A 24,753-nucleotide genomic window follows, 5' to 3' on the forward strand; every position below is an offset into this window, starting at 1 on the left:
AATTAAGATACAAAAAAAGGCACCCGATTGGATGCCTTTTCTATTCATGTATTTATAGTTTATCGATATAAAGTAAAGTGCCCAACGTAACGCACTTCACTTTTATCATTTGCATTTACTACATACCAGTAATCTCCTGTCGGAAGTTCCGTACCTTCATACTTTCCATCCCATTTGGAAACTTGGTCCAAAATTGCGACCACTCTACCATATCGGTCATAAATCTTGACCTCGATATTCGGGAAGAATTCACGATTATTTGGAGCCCAGAAATCATTGTTATTATCGCCATCCGGTGTAAAGAAGTTTGGTATATCAAGCATTCCAGTAAACTCAAATGGAATGGCAATTGTAGCAACGCAACCGCCTTCATCACGTACTTCTATATTAACTGTACCATTTTCATTTTGAGTATAAATCGATTCAGCACCATACGACTCCCCTTGAAAGAAATATTCATAGTTACCAAAACCGCCTTCTGCTATAGCCGTAACCTCATTCGGTCCAGTTTTCTCGGCAGATAAAGTTAGTGGCTCATAGGTCTCCATAGTGAAAGTCACAGAATTTGTACATCCATTTAAATGATAAATGTAAACGGTATGTTCTCCCGCGGGTAAATCACCCCATGAATATTCAGTTCCAGCATTAGCGGTAAAAGCCGTTGTTGGGTCAATCGGATCTAATGCAAAAAATAAATCAGGAATTAAACTTGGGTCATCCATGACTATACTCACCGTGCTATAAGGGAAAATACCATTACAACCGTACACTGGATCATGCGAAGCACTTAAATCAACTCCAATCTCAATAGGTACAACCGTATCCACAACGCAATCATCTGAAACTCCTTTTACAAAAATAAGATAAGAAGCCCCACCGATTAAATTATCAAAATAAAGGTTATCGTTCCTTTCAAAAACTTCACTACCGTCAGAATTCGGACCCACAATACGAGTCTCGTAATAGGTGTCAAATGTAGATGGGTCAACAAATGGAGTTCCTCCGCTTACTGACAGCTGTACCGTACCATCTTCAAAACCTATGCAGGTTTCTGGAGTAGTCTGTACGTCAGTTATCAAAAGTTCAGCTGGTCTTTCAACAAAAACTTCAAATGTTTGTGGACAACCCTCCGCATCTTGCGCCAAAACGGTATAACCTGGTCCTTCTCCCTGGGGTCTAGCTGGTAAATCGGTAAATGTGTAAACCATTGGATTATCTGGGTCTGTAAAGAACTCGCTCAAATTTGGTTCTATTGCAAATTTAACCAGACCAGCAGTAGCGCTCGTAACGGTCATGGTTATCGTACCGTCTTCAGAGTTGTAACAACTAGTCGGTGTTGAAGCGTCAGCTATAGTCACCTCCGCTGGTTCATCAATAGTAAACGGTAAAGATATTACACCACAATTCAGACGACTTATTACCGAAATATAATAAGTACCAGGACCTAGATTTTCAAAAGTTCCGAAATCTTGCTGAGGTCTATTTTCATAAGTAGGTAAAGACTCAGCTACAAATGCGTCTTTTGAACCATCAGGATTTGCCGGGTCTGGATCATAATCATAGATTCTAAACTCATAAATTCCTGTACCTCCTTCTGCAATTGCTTCAATTCGGCCATCTACCTGTAATGCACATGAAACATTAAAGGTTGGGGAAGCAGGGTCAAGACTTAATGGGTCTGCTTCAGTAATTAAAAGACCATTAGTTTTAACCGCCTGACAAGAACTTAGACTTCCAACCTTTCTTACCTCGTAACGATATGATTCATTAACGTTACCAGGAATGTCAATTTCAGCTGGGACACCGTTATTTGTTCCGGTAATTGGCAGCCAATTCATGGTACCAAACAGGGGGTCTGTTGGGGGATAAATTCTATTGTATTCATACGAACCTCCATCAGGGTTGTTCACACGTATCATCATTGTAGCAATATTACCACAAGCGGGCACCGCTGTTTGGATCAACACAGGATTGATAGGTGGCGGTGGAATCACCTGAATAGGAACAGTGAAAGTCTGGCAATTTAAAGTAGATACTACTTCAACGGCATACCAGCCTGCTTCAACAACACCTGTTCCACCTGATCCCACAAATTCTGGACTTGCCTGAAGTCCGGCGGCAACTGATAAAATGTTAGCAGGATCATATAAATCCAATGCTCCCGGATTTGATGGATCTAAATTAGTTTCATCAATGCGTAACAATCTAAATTGATAGCCAGCACCAAGAATACCTCCGATAGCACCGGGAGTTGTTGTACCAGGTTCTACTGCTGTAATGATCGCATCATTACCTAATGGGCATTCCAATTCACGCGTAATAATTGCCTCGGCTTGAATTGGGGGTACTGGACTCAACGTCTCAGTATCTGTTGCCTCACAACCCTCTATATCTCGCACTGTTACTCTATAATCTCCGCTAGACAATCCTGTAAATCGGTCATTGGTTCCATTCATCGCATATGTACCATATGTCGGGTGGGGAGCAAAACCACTTCCATCATCATATTCTAACATAAATTCATATGCTGCATTATCCCATCCGCCAATAGCAGTTACGATTAACTCGCCTAGGTCGTTATTACAGCCTACGCGACCAATTTCATCAAATGTATTTATAAGAAGGTCTCCATTAGGCACTCGAATGGTAGCTACATCACTAAAAACGTTACATCCATTTACCGTTTTTCCTTGTTCGCGTATAACAACTCTTTTGGTACCACCAGACAATCCGGTAATCAAAAATGGATTACCATCTGTAGCAATATCTACAAATGCATTTGCTTGAACTGGTCCAGCAAAGGCACCACCGGCAAAACCTGGATCACTTGCATCATAGACCCAATATTCATAAACTCCAGAAAATGAAGGAACAGTATTGACTGTGATTTCAAGAGCACCGTTCGTGTCAGTAATACACCTTATGGGGTTTGATTCGACAATGGTAGCGGTAGGCAATTCAGGTTCAACAACCGTGTATGGCTCCAAAGGATAGGTACAACCGCCCACATCTACAATTTGAAGACGGTATTCACCAGCTACTAAGGGCAAATCAAATTCCACAAAACTCTCCCCTGGGTTTGGTGTTTGATTAGCCACAGGAGCAACCGAAGAACCTTGATCTTCAATATAAAAGTTCGGTGTTCCCGAGTTATCTGTTACGTCAATACGTATGCGTTCAGGATTTTCACAATCCATCGGTCTCAATTGGCTTATTAAACCCTCAACCTCACTTGGAGGGTCGATTACAATTGGTGTCGGAAAAATAAATTCACAACCGTTGCTGTCAATGGCTGAAACTGTAAAAGTTTGTGTTACGCCGGTATCAACTATCAAGAAATCCATAGTACTTGCAGTAGTTGTTTGATAGCTATCTGTAGGATTTATTTTAAATGCATAAGGATTTCCATTACCGACGCCGTTGACGGTTAAAGTTATTGTTGTGGTGCTAAATCTATTAGCTCCAACTTCACATACGAGTGTACCTGCTACAGCGTCTATAGTAAAGGCTGGTGGATTAATTATTGTAACTTCTTCACGGTCAAAACAATTCTTGTCGGTAACTACTTCTACAACATAAGTTCCTGATGCTAGGCCGGTAAAAGAACCGGTCAGATTATCATCGATACGTGATGTAAAATCATAGTTAGCTGGCATTGCCGCCAAAGTACTTGAATACAAATTGTATTCTTTTATATTTGGATTAAGCGTTGGGTCGGCATCCAGTACCAACGAAACATTTATTGTACCATCATCGTTGTCCCTACACGTAATATCTGTAGCGCCAGTATCGTCAATCACGGGTTGAATAGGTCGAGATCTAAAAATATCATCTACAAGAAATTCACATTGACCTGCCCCATCAGCTACAATCTGATCTTGCACTACTACTTGATAATCTCCCGGAGGAATATTTTGAAAGATACCATCATTATCAGGATCTACTATATCAATTGATCCTCCTAAAAAGTCCAACCCAGTCAGTCGGTAGGTAAAGTTACCACTACCACCATTCGCAGTTATGGTTACCACTCCATCAGGATTCTCGCAATTTGGCTCTGTAGTAAAAGTACCTGAAGCAGATAAAATTTGAAATACTTCTGCTACATCATCTACATCACAACCATTCGCGTCAATCACATGCACTGGATAAGGACCAACACTATATACTGTGAATACTGCTTGAGTAGGTGTTCCTGGTATGTAAACTGGCGTTTGACTTTCACCGTTTAGAGTAAATGTCGGTGTATCTATATTACCAGGCATTTCCACAGTAATATTAAACCCAGTGGCCGCTGTAGCGGTAACATCACATTGGTTGTCAACAATAATTGTTGGAGCTGGTAAGTCTGGATTCATTTGTATCACTGCGGCAGATGTACTCGCCGGACAATTGTTAGCATCTACTACCCAAATATCATACGTGATACCTGGTGCTAAAGATCCAGCCAATGCTGCAGTAGGAGACGAATCAAAAGCAGATAAAGGTGGTATTGTTCCCGGAGGAACTGTACCTTGTTCAACAAAAGCGTACTCGTAAGGTCCAGTACCTCCTGTTGCTCTTACTGTTAGTTGACCTAATTCATTACAGTTAGCGTTTTGATTATCGATAATATCTACTCTAGGTAGGTCAGGAATGGCTTCAGCTTCCGCACCGTTAGTACAATCATTCGAATCTTCAACTGAAATTCCGTAACGACCAGCGGGCACTGTTAAATCAGTGGCTAAAGTAGTTAAGTTGGAACCTGTTACATTGTACTCTATTACACCTGTATCTAGATTAGTTATAATTACGTTATAAGGTGCTGTACCAGTCGTTATATTGTAGTTAACACCCACATCACCATTTCTACAAGTAGCTCCGTCAGCTGTCAAAGAAACACTCATACCGGGGCCATCAGGAGGAGTAATTACTTCAGAATACTCACAACCTGTGCTCAAATCACGAACCTCTACAGTGTAAGACACACCTGAAAGCAAGCCAGAAAAGCAATGCGTAGGAGGAGGTCCAGGAGGTCCGTTAGGCGAAACCCAGCCAACTAGCGGGTCGGGGTCAATTAGACGTATCTCATAAGGTCCCGTACCATTTAAAATTTCTACACATACGGTAACACCTCCTGGTGTACAGGTCGGTGGTGGTAGTGGATAAATCGGATTTAAGTCTAGACTAGTGGTCCCAATTGCTAATGATTCAATATCATTACATCCCCTAGAGTCAATGACAATGACTTGATAGTTACCAGGAACTAAGGCTGGGTCTGTAATATTCAAGGGTAAATCACCCGGCGCTACATTGTTCTGTGTATAAAAAGGGTTTCCAAAATTATCTTCAATAGTAACCGTATAGTTTGGTACTCCAGGTGATATCATCGGATTAATAGTAACACCTCCTGATAATCCACTTGGAGAACAAGTGGCATCTATAGGGGTAATACTAGCATCTGGCGCTGGTGTTGGATCATCTACAACAGTCACCGGAATTATTGTCGTAATACAATTCAATGTACCGGCAATTCCATCTCGAGAGTCCCTTACAATATATTCGTAATTACCTGCAGCCAAACCAGAATAAACTGTTTGAGTACTAAAGTTATAGGTGTTTGTTGGATCAGGATTATTAGGATCCGCTACTAGCGTACCGGCAGGTGCAAAAACCACAAGAAATGGAGGAACACCAGAAGAAACCGTCGGAATAACCTCAACAAAACCACTATTCGGGTCGGCACAACTTGGACCAACAACTCTATGCGTAGCAGCGATATTAGTTGGTTCGGTAAAGTTCAATATCTCGGAAGTATTGGGACACCCATTACTATCAGTAACCGTTACCCTATAATCACCATGATTACCAAAAGGTACAGTATAATTAAAGTTTCCTGATGGAAGCGGTATACCAATATGACCCGCAACTGGTGCGAAAGGATTCGGTGCTACATCACGATACTCAATGGTATACGATGTGGTTCCAAGATTTGAAATGTCACCACCTGTGATATCAATTTCCATTTCACCATCACCACCGCAAGGAATCTCGCGAGAAATATCTAAAGCTACTTGAATCTGTGGTTCTATGGTTATTGGAAGCAATTGAGCTGAACAGTTATTACCATCAACCACTTCAATAGTATACGTTCCAGGAACTAAATTCGTAAATGTGAATGTACCTGCAGTACCAGGCACTTGCAGAGCACCTCCGTTAATACGGTATTCATGTGTACTCAATAGTGCAGCATTAGGAGGAGCACCGCCCAAAGCAGAAGTTACTGTAATCTCAGCTTGATTAGTAGCTGAATAACAGTAATCAATTGCACCTTCTGTAATAGTAGGAAGTGTTTTAGGGGTTAACGTAAAAGGGCCCGATCTGAAACGACATCCTTCTGAATCAATAATTGTTAAGAAGTAGTCGCCCGGTTCAATTAAGTTACTAAAGTTTCTATTATTTTGAGGTCCGGTAGTAACATTCAACGGATCTTCAAGTTCATAAGTATAACCTGGAAATCCACCTGAGCCATTGGCTCTTATTCTTCCTACGTTTCCATTTTGACAGCTCATATCAGTAACCGTAGCAGTTACATTTAATGGGTTTGTTGGACCGTTAATATCAAATGCTACTGTTGAAGAACAATTGGTATCATTATCGGTAACTGTAATTGAATAGTTACCTATTGCAAGGCCGCTCAAAGGCAGTGTCAAATTTGAACTTGTTCCAGTACTATGAATAACAGGCGCACTACTCGGTGCAGTATAAGTTACTTCATAATCATAATCAGTGGCAAATCCGTCAATTATATAGGTAGCACTACCGTCTGAATCACCAGTACAGACTCTTCGATCACCACCGGCTTGAACCTGCGCTCGGATAGAGCTAAATCCACCTGTGGTAATACTTGCAGTATAGATACAACCACCCGTATCAACGATTTCAAATTGATATGAAGTGTCTAAATTTAAACCTGGAAATACGTTACTTACTTGCGCTGGAGGTAATGTTGTAGCTGGTATTGAACTAACCACTCTATATTCAGCAACTGGAAAACCTCCCGGCAATACATTAATTGTAACGCGACTTGTTCCGGAAGCACAATCCAATTGATCTTGCTGAAGATCTATATCATCAGGCGGAGTTGATCCAGCGATATCAATAGGTGTAGTTCCTTGAAGACATCCCGCATCATCTCTAACATGAGGTATATAACTACCTGGAGCAAGACCAGTAAAATCTAATGTGCTTTGCCAAGAACTAAGATCACTAGGGTCAAGGCTATATTCATAACCTGATCCAGAACCACCACTTGCCGCAGTAAATGTTATTGTTGCTCCAGCAGCACAAGTATACGGAGATGTTAAGCTTGCACTAAACGTTAGACCTCCATCTGACGTAACAGTCACAGGAGGTAATGGCAGAACACAACTAAAAGCACCCTGAGAATACCGTACTTCAACTATATTATAAGTGCCATCCGCAACTGGAATAGTTGGGGAACTAGTCCATGGATCAGTAGCATTATTTGTAGCTCTAAATTCTAGATTAAAGCCCATTGGATCATTAATTGTAAACTCTACTTTACCACCACCATTGGTACAAGTACCAATTATTGGTGCTGCAGTAACGTTAGGCGGATCTAATAGGGCTACATACTCAGACTTTTCGGCGGTACAGCCCTGATCATCGGTAACAAAAAAGGTATACGTACCTGGTGATGTAATAGGATATGCAAATGTCCCAGTAAAATTTCCACCGGAATTACCACCGTCACTTACCGTAAAGCTATAGGTACCTGATCCTCCTGAAGGAGTAACATCAATATTTACCGTTTCTATACCCGATGGTGGAGGACAACCAAAACTCAAACCACCAGTATCTGTACTTACTGTAATTGGATCAAGACCTAAACCAACTTCAATAATGTTTCCGTTGATATCATTGTATTGTACAGGTGCCGGAATTCCATTTGCAATATCTTCAGCACATTCTGGAGTTTCTACCTTGACAGAGTAAATACCTTCACTTACCGAATTAAAGGTGAAAAAATTGTCAGATATGGGCGCAGTAAATGCTACTTCAGCACCAAACTCGTCAAGTAGGGTAAACTCGTAAGGACCAATGTCATCAGGCTGTGCTTCAACATAAATACTACCTACTTCTCCAGCACATACGGGGTTAGTAACCGTCGCCGCAATATCAATATCTACTTGCTCAATTTCAATAACATCATATAAATATTCACAAACTTGCCCTGAAATGTTCAAACGGGCCTGAACAGTATAAAGTCCGGGCGAAAGGTTATCAAAAATAGAAGATGATTGATATCCACTGAAAGGATTTGAACCTTCACGAATTTGAAACTCATAACTATTTGGAAGTCCAGTTATCTCAATACGACCTGGGTTATTACAAACAAAATCTTCTTTGCTAAACGTTTGGGTTATTGTACTCTTAACTACTTCAAAATAATACCAAAACCCACCATCAACCTGAACACGATATTCAGCCCCGGTTGTAGATGATACGGATGATGCATCTAAATCAAAAGTAGGCGTAGTAGCAACTTGTGTGTAATTACTCGGTGCTGTATTTGGGCATTCAACATTAGTATCTGGTGGTATGCCAGTCAGTTCTTCCCAAATAAAACTGCTTCCTCCTCCTACTGATATTTCTCTATCATCAGAGTCTCCACATAAAATAAAACGAGCAACTGTGGTACCATCAATGGTACATACCACTTCGTCATCTGCCCCTTGAATGATAGTCATAAACATTGCCGAGGTGGCAGCTGAATTGTTTTTCGATGTTAATCTTGTTGAGTTTGAGTTGTGGGTAGCCGACGTATTCTTATCCTCAGTGGGAGAACTGACGATTGTAGTTTCTATACTAGAAGCTACTTCTGCGATAAAAGTATAGACTCTGGTATTTGCTACTGCGGTCGTGCATACTACCGATAGCGTTATCAGTAGTAAGGCATACCAAACGTGCCGTGAGTTTTTTTGGAGCATAGGTTAAGTCAATTTGGGTAAGAATATCAGAACTTGGGGACCTGAATATTCTTTTGGTGTAATTATTTAAACTTATAAATTCTGCTTAATTTTACCCTTACGGGATTACCTTATAATATACTTCTAACGTTCGATTATGCGAAATAGTGTCTTTATTTCTTGTTTATTCGTTGTAATGTTTCATTATTCTTGTGCGCAAAATATTGAAAATCAAGCTTCTAAAGCTGAAAATATTCCTTTTTCTGCAGAGCTATTAATCGATGAAATGCAGATTCCTTGGGGTATGGCCTTTCTACCTGATGGGGGAATCTTAGTCGCAGAAAAATCAGGTGAATTACTTCACTTTAGCAATGAGAAAAGAACTACAATTTTAAATACACCGAAAGTTTATGTCAGAGGGCAAGGTGGACTCATGGATATTGAGTTACATCCCGATTACAAAAACAACGGATGGATCTATATTTCATATGCCTCCTCGGAAGGAGAGGGAAAAGGTGGTCACACTGCTTTGATGAGAGCGAAATTAAAAGATAACAAATTGATTAACAATGAATTATTGTACAAGGCTGGACCAAATACTACAAAGGGGCAGCATTTTGGTTCTCGAATAGAATTTGATAACAATGGATATCTCTTTCTTTCTATCGGCGAAAGAGGTGCCCGAGATGAAAATCCTCAGGATATTACCCGTGACGGAGGCAAAATATACCGTTTTAATGACGACGGAAGCATTCCTAAAGACAACCCCTTTGTTGGAGCCAAAGGAGCAAAAACTGCCATTTATAGCTATGGACACAGAAATCCGCAGGGATTGGTAAAACATCCAGAAACCGGTGAAATTTGGGACCATGAACATGGGCCGAGAGGTGGTGATGAAATTAATATTATCAAAAAAGGTGCAAACTATGGATGGCCTGTAGTTACCTACGGAATCAATTATAGTGGAACCGAAATCACAAATAAAACCGAAATGAAAGGCATGGAACCGCCGATTCACTATTGGGTTCCTTCAATTGCGCCAAGCGGAATGACCTTTGTAACATCTGACAAATACGGAGCTGACTGGAAAGGAAGTCTGTTAGTAGGCTCTCTGGCTTTTCAATACTTAGAACGTCTTGAATTGAATGGCAAAAAAGTCACTAGTCGTGAAAAATTAATGGATGGTATGGGTCGCGTACGCGATGTCAAAGAAGGACCGGACGGACTGATTTATGTGGCTGTAGAAGGAAAAGGAGTTTATAAATTGGTTCCAAAAAAATAAAACGGACTACCGACCAGCCTCAATTGCTTTTTTAACAGACCCATGTTGGTTAAGCAATTCTGCCGCTGCTGAATACGAAATATTCAGACCCTCCATAACATAACGAGTGCCTCGATCCACCAACTTATCATTGGTTAGCTGCATATTCACCATTTTATTCCCTTTTACCCTGCCAATTTTTATCATTAAAGCTGTGGAAATCATATTTAGAACCAACTTTTGCGAAGTCCCACTTTTCATCCTTGTGCTTCCAGTAACGAATTCTGGACCCACATTCACAGCAATCGGAATATCAGCCGATATTGCCAATGGTGAACCAGGGTTATTTGTAATACCTGCTGTGAGCAACCCATTTTTCTTTGCAGATGCAATTCCCCCTAAAACATAGGGCGTAGTACCAGATGCAGCAATGCCGACAACAACATCTTTGTCGTTGATATTATGTGCCGTTAAATCGGGCCATGCCTGTTCTGTATTATCCTCTGCATTTTCGACTGCTTTGCGAATGGCCTTATCACCACCAGCAATCAACCCTACTACTCTTTCGTGTGGCATTCCAAATGTTGGTGGTATTTCAGAAGCATCTAAAATTCCAAGCCTTCCGCTTGTGCCTGCACCTATATAAAAGAGACGTCCTCCGTCAATAAAACGCTCTGCCAATGCATCAACCAACTTTGTGATTTGCGGAATAACCAAAGCGACCGCATCAGCCACTTTTTGGTCCTCCTCATTCATTTTGTACAAAATGGAAATAGTATCCAATTGTTCCAAATTATCATGATTAGAAGGGGTTTCGGTGATTTTGAGATAATCCATAGACTTATAAAAGATGTATGTCGTGCGTTCTAAAACTCTTTAGCAGCTCATTTTCAGGTGCTAACTCCGTTATCATTGTATTTATCGCGTTTATATCGCAGGTTTTGTAGCGATGTTGCGAATTCAATTTCTCCGAGATGCACAAAAGTACCGTTTTCTTCGCGGCTTTAATTACTGCCTTTTTCAATTGAACAATGTCCCAATCGAACTCTGTTAGTCCGTATTGCGAATCAACATACCCTGTTCCGATAAAGCTATAGTCGACTTTTATTTCTGAAAGATTATGTATTGCATTTGCACCTATGGATATCTGCGCATCCTTAGAAATCTGTCCTCCGATAAAAATGACTGTAACATTCGGTTTTGAAGAAAGTTCCATTGCAACAGGTAAGCTTAGTGTGAAACATGTCAATTCCAAATCCAGAGGAATTAAACGTGCTAATTCTAAACAAGTAGTGCCTCCGTCAACAAAGATTACAGACCCTTCTTTTAATAGAGATACCCCTTTTTGTGCAATCTTTGTTTTTTCTTCAAGTGCGTAAATATTGGTATTTCGAGTACTGCTCGTCGTAAATCCTAAGGAGATAGCACCTCCATGAACTTTGCGAAGTTTCTGCTCAGAATCCAACTCTTTTACATCTCTTCGAACTGTATCGATTGATACATCAAGCGTCTCCGCAATATCGGTTAATAGTATCCGATTATGCAATTCTACTTCATTTAATATCGTCTGTTGGCGCTCTTCCTTTAACATATATTCTAGCTTGAAAATACAAATATAGCAAATAAATATATATGCTGTTTTTTACGGTTTTATTGATATAAACTCTAAATAAAAGCATAAAACAGCAAAATATCTTGCAATAAACAGCAAATATAATTTTTATTGCATACATTTGCCGTAATCAATACATATATCGAACACATAAACTAACGTATTATATGACTACAATGGCTGCACGAATTAAAACCGATATCCGTTACAAACCAGTAGGACAATTTGAGGAAACACGCTTCGAAAAAATCCATAATGTAATTTTTGAAAATTCGAATGATGCCTCTATTGAAGTTGCTGAGGAAATTGCCAAGCTCATCCGAAGAAAACAACTGTCAGATGAAATGTGTGTTTTAGGGTTGGCGACAGGTTCTTCTCCCATACGCGTATATGAAGAACTCGTCCGAATGCATCAAGAGGAAGGACTGAGTTTTGAAAACGTGGTAACCTTTAATCTGGACGAGTATTTACCAATGGATAAAGAAAATACCCAGAGTTACCACTATTTTATGCATGAGCATTTATTTAACCATGTAGATATACTTCCTAAAAATGTGTATATCCCAGATGGAAAAGTGCCAAACGATAAAGTTGTTGAGTACTGTTTGTCCTATGAGAAAAAGATAAAAGATTTTGGAGGACTCGATTTCCAGCTCCTTGGTATCGGTCGTACAGGGCACATAGGCTTTAACGAACCAGGTTCACATTATAATTCTGGCACAAGGGTTATTACCCTAGACCATATCACCAGGGTAGATGCCGCACCAGCTTTTCTGGGCATAGATAATGTTCCCAGAAAAGCCATTACAATGGGTATTGCCACTGTTTTAAGTGCAAAACGAATCGTACTATTGGGCTGGGGACAAAACAAGGCTGAGATTATTAAAAATACAGTCGAGGGAGAAATATCATCGCAAGTCCCTGCCACCTACCTTCAAAATCATAAGAATTGCACCTTTGTTCTCGATACTGGTGCCGGCAGTGAATTAACCAGAAATAGAACACCATGGATAGTGAAGCCTTGCGAGTGGACAGAAGAACTTACCGCCAAAGCAATTGTATGGCTATGTACTAAATTGGGCAAAACGATTTTGAGTCTAACGGATAAAGATTATAATGACAATGGAATGGCAGATTTGTTGATGATTCAAGACTCTTACGACCTCAACATCAAGATGTTCAACCGTCTGCAACATACTATTACGGGGTGGCCAGGAGGAAAACCTAATGCCGATGACACCAACAGACCCGAAAGAGCGACTCCTATAAAAAAACGCGTCATTATTTTTAGTCCGCACCCAGATGATGATGTGATTTCCATGGGAGGGACTTTTGATAGATTAATAGAACAAGGCCATGAGGTACATGTCGCCTATCAAACTTCAGGAAATATTGCAGTATCAGATGCTGATGCAAGAAAATATGCAGAAATCGCCAAGCGGATTTCTCCTTCAGAGGAAGCGCAAGCCATAATCGATTCTATTAAGGCAAAAACTGAAAGTAGTTTCGATTCATCAGAAGTACGAAAATTAAAAGGAAATATCAGAAGGGGAGAATCATATGAAGCTACGCGCTATTTAGGTTTGGCAGACGGTAACGTGCATTTTCTAGACCTCCCCTTTTATGAAACTGGAACCATTAAAAAGAATAATCTATCAGAAGAAGATATTGCCATAATGGTTAATACCATCCAAAAAATTAAGCCACATCAAATATTCGCTGCAGGGGATTTGGCAGATCCACATGGCACTCATCGTGTTTGTCTTGATGCAGTTTTTGAAGCCATGAAGCAGCTAAAATCTGAATCTTGGATAAAAGATTGCTGGCTATGGTTGTATCGAGGGGCATGGCATGAGTGGGATATTAATGAAATTGAAATGGCAGTGCCCATGAGTCCGGGTCAAGTATTACGCAAACGGAATGCCATTTTCGCACATCAATCACAAAAAGATGGTGTGATGTTTCAAGGCGATGACACTAGAGAATTTTGGATGCGTGCCGAAGAACGAAATCGCGATACCGCAAGAAGGTATAATGAACTCGGACTTTCTGATTACGCAGCGATGGAAGCTTTTGTTCGACACAAGTTTGATTAGGTTTGTATTTTAGCATCATAGTTAAAATATAAATGTCTCGAACACTCTCACTTTTACTTATTCTAACAACGATAAATTCCTGCTCGGTATTCAAACCTATACCCCAACCCAGAACAGAATTTCGGGGGTTTTGGGTTGCCACGGTAGTAAATATCGATTGGCCAAAAAATGGAAATGATTCCGTAGAAAAACAAAAAACGGATTTCTTAGAAATATTAGATTTCTATCAAAACCTTAACTTCAACACCGCTATAGTTCAAATCAGAACCGCTGGAGACGCTTTCTATAAGTCAGAAAATGCCCCATGGTCCAGATTTCTAACTGGTACAGAGGGAGAAGTTTCTACATCAAAATCTACCCTTTTAAAATGGATGATTGACCAAACCCATAACCGGGGTATGGAATTTCATGCATGGCTTAACCCCTATCGTGCCACATTTGATTTGAAAACAGAAGTTTTAAGCGAAATACATGACTATAACCTCCACCCTGACTGGATGTTGAAATACGGAAAAAAATACTACTACGACCCAGGTTTGCCAGAAGTACAACAAAAAATGATTGCTGTTATTGATGAAGTAGTTTCGAACTATGATGTAGATGCCATTCATTTTGATGATTATTTCTATCCGTATCGAATTCAAGGTGAGGTTTTTCAAGATTCGATTTCTTACTATAACTGTGCGTTACCCAATCAGAATCTAGAAGATTGGCGACGGAGCAATATCGATTCTCTCATCAAAAAAAGTCATGATATTATCAAAGCTAGAAAACCTTGGGTACAGTTTGGGGTGAGTCCGTTTGGGGTTTGGAAAAACAAGTCCTCTGACCCCAAAGGTTCTGATACCAAAGCAGGACAAACAACCTACGAGGATTTATACGCAGACCCCTTACTTTGGATTGAAAAAGGATGGCTCGACTATCTAATTCCCCAAGTATACTGGAGTATGGAGCTTCCTGTAGCTTCGCATCGTAAAATCGTGGATTGGTGGTCAAGCCAAAGTCAAAACACGAATTTATACATCGGAAACGGACCTTATAAAATCCGAAACAATAGCGATACAGCCTGGGATAATAAAAAAGAACTCCCCAATCAAATTAGCTATTCCCGAGAAAAAAATGTTGTTCAGGGGAATGCTTTTTTTAGTGCTAAAAGCTTAATGAATGACAATGTTGATGTTGTTAAATATTTGAAACGAAAATACTATAAAGAACCATCGCTTCCTCCTGTTTCCAAGTTGGCTGTCCCGAAAGCTAAAAGTTTTACCGTTCAGCAATCAATCCGAAAATCAAATGACGCTATTACCTTGAAATTTAACGACCGAGAGTCCATTCGGTATGTGATGGTTTATCCCTCTGGTAAAAATGAAAAAGCAACCTATCCCCTAAAAAAACTAATCACAAAAGTTTCTGTTGAAAACGGCCAGGAAGTTAGTCTTCCGTTCAAAATTCTTGGAAAAAGAAAATATGTTGCACTGACTTTTATAGATTTTTATGGAAGAGAGTCTGAACCGATAATTGTACATTTAAATGAAACAAACTGATATGATTCAAAAAAACAAATGGGCTTGGGCATGGGTACCAACCATGTACTTTGCTCAGGGCCTTCCCTATGCACTAGTAGTTACCGTGTCTGTCATCATGTACAAAAAATTAGGAGTTAGCAACGCTGACATAGGTTTATATACTAGTTTTTTATACATCCCCTGGGTGATTAAACCTTTGTGGAGCCCTTTTGTAGATCTAAAAAGCACCAAACGAAATTGGTTTTTATGGATGCAATTACTCGCTTCTGCCGCGCTTTTGGCCATCGGGCTCACCTTACCTACCAATGTTTTTTTCGTTACCAGTTTGGCTTGCTTTTGGATGGTCGCTTTCGCTTCGGCAACAAATGATATTGCTACCGACGGATATTATATGATTGGACTAACCGAGGACAAGCAATCCTTTTTTGTCGGAATGCGAAGTGTATTCTATAAACTAGCCAATGTAACGGGTCAGGGGTTATTGGTGATATTAGCGGGCTTTCTTGAAAATAAATATGGCGACAATACAAAAGCATGGTCCTATACGATGATATGCGCAGGTTCGCTTATGCTACTTATGACTTTGTCGAACTTTTTTGTTACGCCAAAGTTCGAAAGTTCGGAAGCAATAGAATTAGAAAAACCGAAAGGTTTTTTGGAGGTTTTTGTATCCTTCTTCAAAAAACCAGGAATGGATTTGGCAATAGCGTTTATTCTATTTTTCAGGCTTGGCGAATCGCAATTGGTGAAAATGGCATCGCCTTTCCTGCTAGATTCTGAGGCTGTTGGAGGATTAGGATATAGCACATCTGAGGTTGGCACGATTTACGGAACAATAGGGGTGATTTTCTTGACTGTTGGTGGGATTTTAGGGGGAATATTAATCTCGCGACAAGGCTTAAAAAAATGGATGTTACCTATGCTAATCTCACTGAACGCTCCGAATGCACTTTATGCATTGTTGGCCGTTACAGGAACCACGGATGCATGGGCGGTAACAGGTACAGTAATCGTAGAGCAATTTGGTTACGGTTTTGGTATAGCGGGATTCATGGTATATCTAATTTATGTAGCCGAAGGAAATTCCAAAACTTCACACTACGCATTGGCAACAGGTTTTATGGCTTTAGGAATGATGCTACCCGGCCTTATTAGCGGTTTTATGCAAGAATGGTTGGGCTATGATGGATTCTTTATTTGGGTTGTACTGGCCGCACTTCCCGCATTTGTAATATTAAGATATATTAAATACCCAGCTGACTTTGGAAAAGCAAAAGCTTAATATGAATACCATACTAGACTACGAAATCGCCAGGAATACTTTTAGCTTACCGGAAAAAGTAGGCCAGCTCTTTATGCCTGCTGCATTTATAAATGATACTGAAGAAGAAATTCAAAAACTAGAAAAACTAATCCAAGAACATAGTATTGGGTCACTTTGTTTTTTTCACAGTCGCGCAAGCGCAGCGACAAACTATGAAGGCAAAAAAGAAGTGGTTTATAATTCCGAAAGTTTCGAAACTCTTAAAGCACTTATTAAACGATATCAAAGTGTTTCTAAATATCCCTTATTAATTGCGATTGATGCCGAATGGGGATTAGCCATGCGCATTGAAAACACACCGCAATACCCTTACAACATAACTTTAGGAGCAATTCAAGGAAATCATGATTTGATTTACGAAGTTGGACGAAATATTGCTCGAGACTGCAAGACCGCAGGAATTCATTGGAATTTAGCGCCTTGTGTTGATATTAATAACAATCCGAATAATCCCGTAATCGGTTATCGCTCTTTCGGCGAAGACAAAATCAATGTGACCGAAAAAGCTTTAGCTTTTATTAAAGGAACGCAAAGTGAAGGCGTATTGACAAGCATCAAACATTTTCCGGGTCACGGAGATACAGCTACCGATTCACATTTGGGACTCCCGTTGATTGACAAATCCAAAGAAGAATTGGTTGCAAATGAGTTGTATCCTTTTCAAAAGCTAATTGAGGAAGGGGTTGATTCTGTAATGGTGGGACACTTATCTGTTCCAGCTTTAGCCAATGGAGAGCGGATTTCTTCAAGTATATCTAAGGACATCATAAAAGGAGTACTTCGAAGTGAAATGGGTTTCACAGGGGTAGTAATTTCAGATGCGTTAAATATGCATGCAGTTTCTAAAAACTATCCCATAAAAGGAGAGTTAGAATGGCTTGCGTTCGACGCTGGTAATGATGTACTTTGTTTTGCAGAACATGTTACTGAAGGAATTGAATCTATACTCAAAAATGCTTCTGAAACACAAATTGAAGAAAGTTTTAAAAGAGTTTGGAAGCTAAAAGAAAACGCTTTACTATCAGTTCGAGCGGAGTCGAGAACGGTTTCAAAACCTGAAACTGACAGGCGACTTAATCGTAAACTAGCCGAAAATAGTCTGACCTTATTAAAAGGAAGTTATGCCGATATTGCCAATTTTAGAACTACAGACTTTTGCACTTTGACCTTCAAACGTTCTATGTTAGATAATAATACAGAAGGGATTCTTGCCAGTTTGAAGGAAATGAATTCGGAAGTGGAAGAAGAAAAAGATATCTTAATTCTATTAACTCCGCCACAGGTAAAACCTGCAAACACCTTTGGTTTATTTCAGGAAGAAATCGATTTTGTAAATGAACTTATTCGTACTAAAAATGTAGTTCTATATCTTTTCGGAAATCCATATGTTTTGAATCATTTGAACCTTCAGAATGCAAAAGTTATTGTTATTGCTTATCAAAAGTTTACAGAATTTCAAGACGTAGCGACTGAACATTTTTTGGGTAAATTGAAAGCTAAAGGAAAGCTGCCGGTTAAGATAAAAACTCCCCGCCCTTGACAGGGCCGGGTGGCTTCTGATTTATCAGAAGACGGGGGGCGGGTAGAAAGCTCAAGCCTTGGCTATTTAAATAGAAGTTTGGTAAAAGACCTAAGGCTCGGGTTTTACCACCCCTTTCTCCGCCAGTTGGCGGATTCATTCCCCTCCTTGAAAAAGGAGAGGAGCTTTAAAAAAAGTAAAAAAATGAAAACATTCAAAATACTTGGCTTGATGTCCGGAACCTCCCTTGACGGCCTAGACCTCTGCTACTGCCATATCAATAGGGACTTGGACAAATGGTCTTTTGAAATCATTGAGACCAAAAGCATTTCCTATTCTGATGATATGCAATCGGAGTTAAAAGACTCTATTTATTTGAAGGCTGATGAATTGTTGCAATTCCATAATACCTACGGTACGTGGCTTGGAAAAGAGGCAAAGCAATTTATTTCCGATAAAAAACTTGAAGTTGCTTTTATTTCCAGCCATGGACATACAACACATCACCAACCTGAAAACGGACTTACGTTCCAGATTGGTTCAGGTCAGCATCTCGCCAACGAAAGTGCTTGCAAAGTAATCTGCGATTTTAGAACCAATGATATTGCCTTGGGCGGACAAGGAGCTCCTTTAGTTCCGATTGGTGACCAACTATTCTTTGGGGAATATGATTTTTGTTTGAATTTAGGAGGGATTAGTAATATATCATTAGAACAGAAAGGAAAGCGAATTGCTTATGATATTGGTTTGGCCAATATGATTCTAAACTACATCACCAGAAAAATAGATTTAGCTTATGACAAAGGAGGAGAACTTGCAGCTTCCGGAAGGATAAATCAAAATATGCTCGATAAACTAAATGGATTGAAATACTATTTACTTCCCCACCCGAAATCCATTGGCTATGAATGGTTTGTAGAGGAAGTTGTGCCAATTGTCGATATCACAGATGATTCAGTCGAAAATCTATTGCATACCTCTATTCATCATATTTGTGAAAAAGTTGCGCAACAAGTAAAACTGAATAGCTCAAAAGAAGAAAGCTCCTTATTTGTAACTGGCGGTGGTGCTTTAAACCATTTTCTGGTTAAAGTCCTTCAAGAAAAACTTGAGGAAAATACGAAAGTAGTAGTCCCAGAAAAAGAGCTCATTGAATTTAAAGAAGCTGTCGTTTTTGCCTTAATGGGTGCACTTCGCGTAGAGCAAGAAATCAACGTTTTAAAATCGGTCACGGGAGCGAAAAGAGATTCTTCAAGCGGAGTGCTCTATCTACCCACCTAAAGATAAGAGGGAAATCGCTATCTTAGAAAACTATTGCAAAAACATGACAGATTTCCAATGAAGTTAGAGTCGATGCAGAAGAAATACCGGTTATATATTAACAGATTTCCGTCTTCACGGAAATGACAAGAAAAAAAATTTATGAGTGACAAGCAACAAAAAGCAAGTGCCTATTGGAAAGAAAATGTTAGATACCTTTTCATTCTTCTAGCCATCTGGTTTGCGGTTTCTTACGGCGCTGGAATCCTTTTTAAAGACGCCTTGGATACGATTCAAATCGGCGGCTTCAAATTAGGTTTTTGGTTTGCCCAACAAGGCTCGATTTATGTGTTTGTCATTTTGATATTCGTTTACGTACGATTGATGAACAAGCTCGACAAGAAATACGGTTACGACGAATAAAACAAACCAGAGCCATCAACTGACAACTATCAACTAACAACCACAGATTCTCGACTTCTCGGGAATGACAATAAAAACATTATTCATGACCGTTCAAACTTGGACCTATATTTTAGTCGGAATCACCTTTGCCCTTTATATCGGCATTGCGATATGGTCAAGAGCTGGTTCTACCAAAGAATTTTATGTCGCAGGAGGCGGAGTTTCTCCCCTCGCCAATGGAATGGCCACAGCAGCAGATTGGATGTCAGCAGCTTCCTTTATTTCCATGGCGGGAATCATTGCCTTTGCAGGTTATGATGGCTCTGTTTATTTAATGGGATGGACCGGTGGCTACGTGCTTTTAGCACTTCTACTTGCCCCCTATTTACGAAAGTTTGGAAAGTTCACAGTTCCAGATTTTATTGGTGATAGATATTATTCAAACACGGCTAGAATCGTAGCCGTGATATGTGCTCTGTTGGTTTCTTTTACCTATGTGGCCGGACAAATGCGCGGAGTTGGATTGGTATTTTCCCGTTTTCTAGAAGTTGATATTAATACGGGAGTAATCATAGGAATGATTATCGTTCTCTTCTACGCTGTCCTAGGTGGGATGAAAGGCATCACCTATACACAAGTAGCACAATATTGCGTGCTGATTTTCGCCTTTATGGTTCCAGCAATTTTTATATCCATTCAAATGACAGGAAATCCGATTCCGCAGTTGGGAATGGGTTCGACTTTGAATGATGGCTCTGGAACGTTTTTATTAGACAAATTAGACGGACTCTCAACCGAACTGGGATTTAATGAATATACGGATGGTTCAAAATCGATGACCGATATTTTCGCCATCACGCTAGCCTTAATGGTGGGTACCGCAGGATTACCCCATGTAATCGTTCGTTTTTTTACAGTGAAAAGGGTAAAAGATGCCCGTAAATCAGCAGGTTGGGCATTATTACTAATCGCCATCTTGTATACCACAGCTCCCGCTGTAGCTGTATTTGCCAGAACCAATATGATTAATACGGTTAGCAACCAGCCCTACGCAGATATGCCTGAGTGGTTTTCAACTTGGGAAAAGACAGAACTAATCAAATTCGATGATAAAAACGGAGATGGAAAAATTCAATATGTAGCAGATGCCCAATTGAATGAGCTTACCGTTGACCCAGATATCATGGTCATGGCCAATCCTGAGATCGCTAACCTTCCAGCATGGGTAATTGCACTAATAGCGGCTGGAAGCTTAGCTGCTGCACTTTCAACCGCAGCAGGTTTATTATTAGTTATTTCCTCTTCTATATCGCATGATTTAATCAAAAAAGTAATTAAACCTGATATTACTGAAAAAGGAGAGCTCTGGGCTGCAAGAGGAGCTGCAACTGTGGCCGTAGTTGTGGCGGGATATTTTGGGATTGACCCCCCAGGCTTCGTAGCAGCAGTAGTTGCCCTAGCCTTTGGACTGGCGGCAGCATCATTTTTTCCAGCTATCGTGCTAGGCATATTTTATAAAAAAATGAACAAAGAAGGCGCAATAGCAGGTATGGTCGTCGGTATTTTATTGATGCTCTTTTATATGCTCAAATTCAAATTCGGAATTTTTGACGGCGGTAAATCTGCCGTAGCAGGATTAAAGGAAGACTGGTGGTTTGGGATTTCCCCAGAAGGATTTGGTACAATAGCTATGCTTGTGAATTTCGCAGTCTCAATTGTGGTTATGCAGTTTACCCCTCCACCACCTCAGAATGTTCAAGATATTGTTGAGGATATTCGAATTCCTAGTGGTGCTGGCGAGGCTACTGGACATTAAATTTTTATTTATTTTTAAAGGAAAGAAAGCAGAAGATGAGTAATTACCATATCAAACATTTAGAGGAATATTTTCAAGTCTATCGGAAATCAGTTCGCAATCCCGAAGGGTTTTGGGAAGAAATCGCTGAAGAACATTTCGTATGGCGAAAAAAATGGGATAATGTTTTGGAATGGGATTTCACCAAGCCTGAAATCAAATGGTTTGAAGGTGCTAAACTCAACATCACTGAGAACTGTCTAGACCGACATTTACCAACTAGGGGTGATAAAACGGCTATTCTTTTCGAACCCAATGACCCAAAAGAAGAAGCACAACATATCACCTATAAACAATTGCATGAACGTGTTTGTCGCATGGCAAATGTCCTCACAGACCATGGAATTAAAAAAGGGGATAGAGTCTGTATTTATCTACCTATGATTCCTGAGTTGGCAGTTTCCCTTTTGGCGTGTGCTAGAATCGGAGCTATTCACTCTGTAGTTTTCGCAGGGTTTTCAGCCAATGCACTTTCTACCAGAATCAATGATTCCGATTGTAAAATGGTGATTTGTTCTGATGGTTCTTACCGTGGGAATAAAACGATTGATTTAAAGGGAATTGTAGATAAAGGTTTAGAAGATTGTCCGAGAGTTGAAAATGTTTTGGTTGCAAAACGCATCAATTCAGATATCAAAATGAAAGAAGGAAGGGACCATTGGCTACAACCACTCTTAGATAACGCATATGCCGACTGCAATGCCGAAATCATGGATGCTGAAGACCCACTTTTCATTCTGTACACATCAGGTTCAACAGGAAAACCCAAAGGCATGGTGCATACTACTGCCGGTTACATGGTATACACAGCTTATACTTTCAAGAATGCATTTCAATACACTGAAAACGATGTCTATTGGTGTTCTGCTGATATTGGTTGGATTACTGGACACTCCTATATCGTTTATGGCCCATTGGCCAACGGGGCTACTTCCGTAATGTTTGAGGGTGTTCCCTCCTACCCAGATTATGGGCGTTTTTGGGAAATCATCGAAAAACACAAAATAAATCAATTCTATACGGCGCCAACAGCAATCCGTGCTTTGGCCAAAGAAAAACTTGACTTTGTTGAGAAGCATGATTTATCATCTTTAAAGGTTTTAGGTTCTGTCGGAGAACCTATTAATGAGGAAGCATGGCATTGGTATAATAACAATATTGGGAAGAAAAAAAGTCCGATAATAGATACTTGGTGGCAAACAGAAACGGGCGGAATGATGATTACGCCGATTCCATATGTTACGCCTACCACTCCAACATATGCGACACTCCCTTTTATAGGCATTCAGCCCGCATTGATGGATGAAGACGGAAAAGAAATTAAAGGCAATCAAGTAGATGGGAGATTGTGTATTAAATTCCCATGGCCTTCGATTGCAAGAACTATTTGGGGCAACCATGACCGCTATAGAGACACCTATTTTTCAGCGTATAAGAATATGTATTTTACCGGAGATGGTGCCTTGCGCGATGCCGTGGGATATTACAGAATTACAGGAAGAGTCGATGATGTCATTATCGTATCAGGACATAATTTAGGAACAGCTCCCATTGAAGATTCTATCAATGAGCATCCAGCAGTGGCTGAATCTGCCATTGTTGGATTCCCACATGATGTCAAAGGAAATGCCTTATATGGATATGTGATTCTCAAAGAAACCGGAGAAAGCAGAGACCGTGACAACCTTCGAAAAGAAATCAACCAACAAATTACAGAGCAAATTGGCCCTATTGCCAAACTAGATAAAATTCAGTTCGTGCCAGGACTTCCTAAAACTCGTAGTGGTAAGATTATGCGTCGTATCTTGAGAAAAATAGCGAGCAAAGACACTTCTAACCTTGGAGATACAAGTACACTATTAAACCCTGAAGTCGTTAAGGATATTATGGATAATGTGCTCTAATCATATTTGTTTTCTATTTTTGCTTAAAACTTGATAAGTATGTTGGTAATAGGTATTGCAGGAGGCACAGGATGTGGAAAAACTACCGTTGTCAATCAGATTATCAATGAATTGCCCGATGAAGAAGTTGGAGTCATTTCTCAAGATTCTTATTATAATGACCTTTCGCATTTGACGCTTCCCGAAAGACGAGAGACTAATTTCGACCATCCGAATTCTATAGACTTTACGCTACTTGCACAGCATTTGAAAGAATTGAAATCTGGTAAGTCTGTACAACAACCTGTATATTCTTTTTTAGAATGTAATCGTAAAGAGGAAACCGTTCCTACCCATCCGACAAAAGTATTGATTGTTGAAGGTATTTTGATTTTGACTAATCCAAAAATCCGAGAAATGTGCGATATCAAAATCTTTGTGCATGCCGATTCCGACGAGCGACTCATCCGAAGATTAAAAAGAGATGTGAACGAACGTGGTTGGGATTTGGATGAAACTTTGGAAAAATATCAAACTATTCTCAAACCGATGCATGACCAGTTTATAGAACCTACGAAAGAGTATGCCGACATCATTATCCCTAACAATAAATACAATACGGTAGCGGTTGATATTGTAAGAAGTATTGTAAATGAAAAATTAGTTTAGTAGATGGGGTGGAAGGATTTCAAAAAGAGTAAATGGTTCAAAGTAGCTACTATTTTTAGCAGTATTTACGTTTTGATTCTAACCGCTTTTGTGGTTTGGATGGTGTTTTTCGACACCAACTCCCTACGCATTCACATGGAACTGAAACGGGAAATAGATAATCTTGAAAAACAAAAAAAATATCTCAATGAACAGATAGAAAATGATAAGAAAATCATAGAAAAGCTATCTGACCCAGAAGAATTAGAAAAATTTGCTAGGGAACAGTATTACCTAAAGAAAAAGAATGAAGAAATCTATCTTATTGAATACGAAGATAGTCTTAAACAAAAAGAAAAAAACAAAGATCAGTAATTCAAGTAAATTAATCA

14 protein-coding genes are annotated in these 24,753 nt (G+C 39.8%); 11 read left to right on the forward strand and 3 right to left on the reverse strand.

The window, feature by feature from the left end; translation table 11 throughout:
* Positions 1-59: 59 nt before the first annotated feature.
* Positions 60-8,993, reverse strand: coding sequence for a T9SS type B sorting domain-containing protein (locus tag ACKWCD_RS05320; protein ID WP_413982892.1), 8,934 nt, complete (start codon positions 8,991-8,993; stop codon positions 60-62).
* 136 nt (positions 8,994-9,129) lie between these two features.
* Here ACKWCD_RS05320 and ACKWCD_RS05325 point away from each other — a divergent pair, with 136 nt between their 5' ends.
* On the forward strand, positions 9,130-10,254 hold the full coding sequence (locus ACKWCD_RS05325; RefSeq protein WP_413982893.1) for a PQQ-dependent sugar dehydrogenase: 1,125 nt from the start codon (positions 9,130-9,132) through the stop codon (positions 10,252-10,254).
* 6 nt (positions 10,255-10,260) lie between these two features.
* Here ACKWCD_RS05325 and murQ read toward each other — a convergent pair whose 3' ends face one another.
* Together murQ and ACKWCD_RS05335 are read right to left on the reverse strand one after the other, a co-directional pair.
* Positions 10,261-11,070 (reverse strand): N-acetylmuramic acid 6-phosphate etherase, encoded by an 810-nt coding sequence (murQ, locus tag ACKWCD_RS05330; protein WP_413982894.1) that lies wholly within the window; start codon positions 11,068-11,070, stop codon positions 10,261-10,263.
* Between the two features lie 4 nt (positions 11,071-11,074).
* The gene (locus tag ACKWCD_RS05335; protein ID WP_413982895.1) at positions 11,075-11,824 is read right to left on the reverse strand and encodes a DeoR/GlpR family DNA-binding transcription regulator; all 750 of its coding nucleotides are present in this window, start codon (positions 11,822-11,824) and stop codon (positions 11,075-11,077) included.
* 197 nt (positions 11,825-12,021) lie between these two features.
* Between ACKWCD_RS05335 and nagB the strand changes: the two genes are divergently transcribed.
* From nagB to ACKWCD_RS05385, 10 genes are all read left to right on the forward strand, one after another.
* Entirely contained in the window at positions 12,022-13,941 is a 1,920-nt protein-coding gene (gene nagB, locus ACKWCD_RS05340; RefSeq protein WP_413982896.1) for a glucosamine-6-phosphate deaminase, read from the forward strand.
* 32 nt (positions 13,942-13,973) lie between these two features.
* Positions 13,974-15,485, forward strand: a complete 1,512-nt coding sequence (locus tag ACKWCD_RS05345; protein WP_413982897.1) for a glycoside hydrolase family 10 protein — start codon at positions 13,974-13,976, stop codon at positions 15,483-15,485.
* Between the two features lies 1 nt (position 15,486).
* On the forward strand, positions 15,487-16,749 hold the full coding sequence (locus tag ACKWCD_RS05350) for an MFS transporter (RefSeq protein WP_413982898.1): 1,263 nt from the start codon (positions 15,487-15,489) through the stop codon (positions 16,747-16,749).
* A 1-nt stretch (position 16,750) separates the two neighbouring features.
* Positions 16,751-18,331 carry a glycoside hydrolase family 3 protein gene (locus tag ACKWCD_RS05355; RefSeq protein WP_413982899.1) on the forward strand — a complete coding sequence of 527 codons (1,581 nt, stop codon included), beginning with the start codon at positions 16,751-16,753 and terminating at the stop codon, positions 18,329-18,331.
* A gap of 183 nt (positions 18,332-18,514) precedes the next feature.
* The gene (locus tag ACKWCD_RS05360) at positions 18,515-19,591 is read left to right on the forward strand and encodes an anhydro-N-acetylmuramic acid kinase (protein WP_413982900.1); all 1,077 of its coding nucleotides are present in this window, start codon (positions 18,515-18,517) and stop codon (positions 19,589-19,591) included.
* 141 nt (positions 19,592-19,732) lie between these two features.
* A complete protein-coding gene (locus ACKWCD_RS05365) occupies positions 19,733-19,993 on the forward strand; it encodes a DUF4212 domain-containing protein (RefSeq protein ID WP_413982901.1) in 261 nt (86 codons plus the stop codon).
* Positions 19,994-20,078: 85 nt separating this feature from the next.
* A complete protein-coding gene (locus ACKWCD_RS05370; RefSeq protein ID WP_413982902.1) occupies positions 20,079-21,791 on the forward strand; it encodes a sodium:solute symporter family protein in 1,713 nt (570 codons plus the stop codon).
* 35 nt (positions 21,792-21,826) lie between these two features.
* Positions 21,827-23,734, forward strand: coding sequence for an acetate--CoA ligase (gene acs / locus ACKWCD_RS05375; protein ID WP_413982903.1), 1,908 nt, complete (start codon positions 21,827-21,829; stop codon positions 23,732-23,734).
* Positions 23,735-23,773: 39 nt separating this feature from the next.
* Complete coding sequence (udk, locus tag ACKWCD_RS05380; protein WP_413982904.1) at positions 23,774-24,382, forward strand: uridine kinase; 609 nt, start codon at positions 23,774-23,776, stop codon at positions 24,380-24,382.
* A 3-nt stretch (positions 24,383-24,385) separates the two neighbouring features.
* Positions 24,386-24,736 carry an FtsB family cell division protein gene (locus ACKWCD_RS05385; RefSeq protein WP_413982905.1) on the forward strand — a complete coding sequence of 117 codons (351 nt, stop codon included), beginning with the start codon at positions 24,386-24,388 and terminating at the stop codon, positions 24,734-24,736.
* The last annotated feature ends 17 nt before the right edge of the window (positions 24,737-24,753 follow it).

Origin of the sequence: Maribacter taeanensis (assembly GCF_047345145.1) — a bacterium.
In the GTDB taxonomy this organism is placed as follows: domain Bacteria; phylum Bacteroidota; class Bacteroidia; order Flavobacteriales; family Flavobacteriaceae; genus Maribacter_C.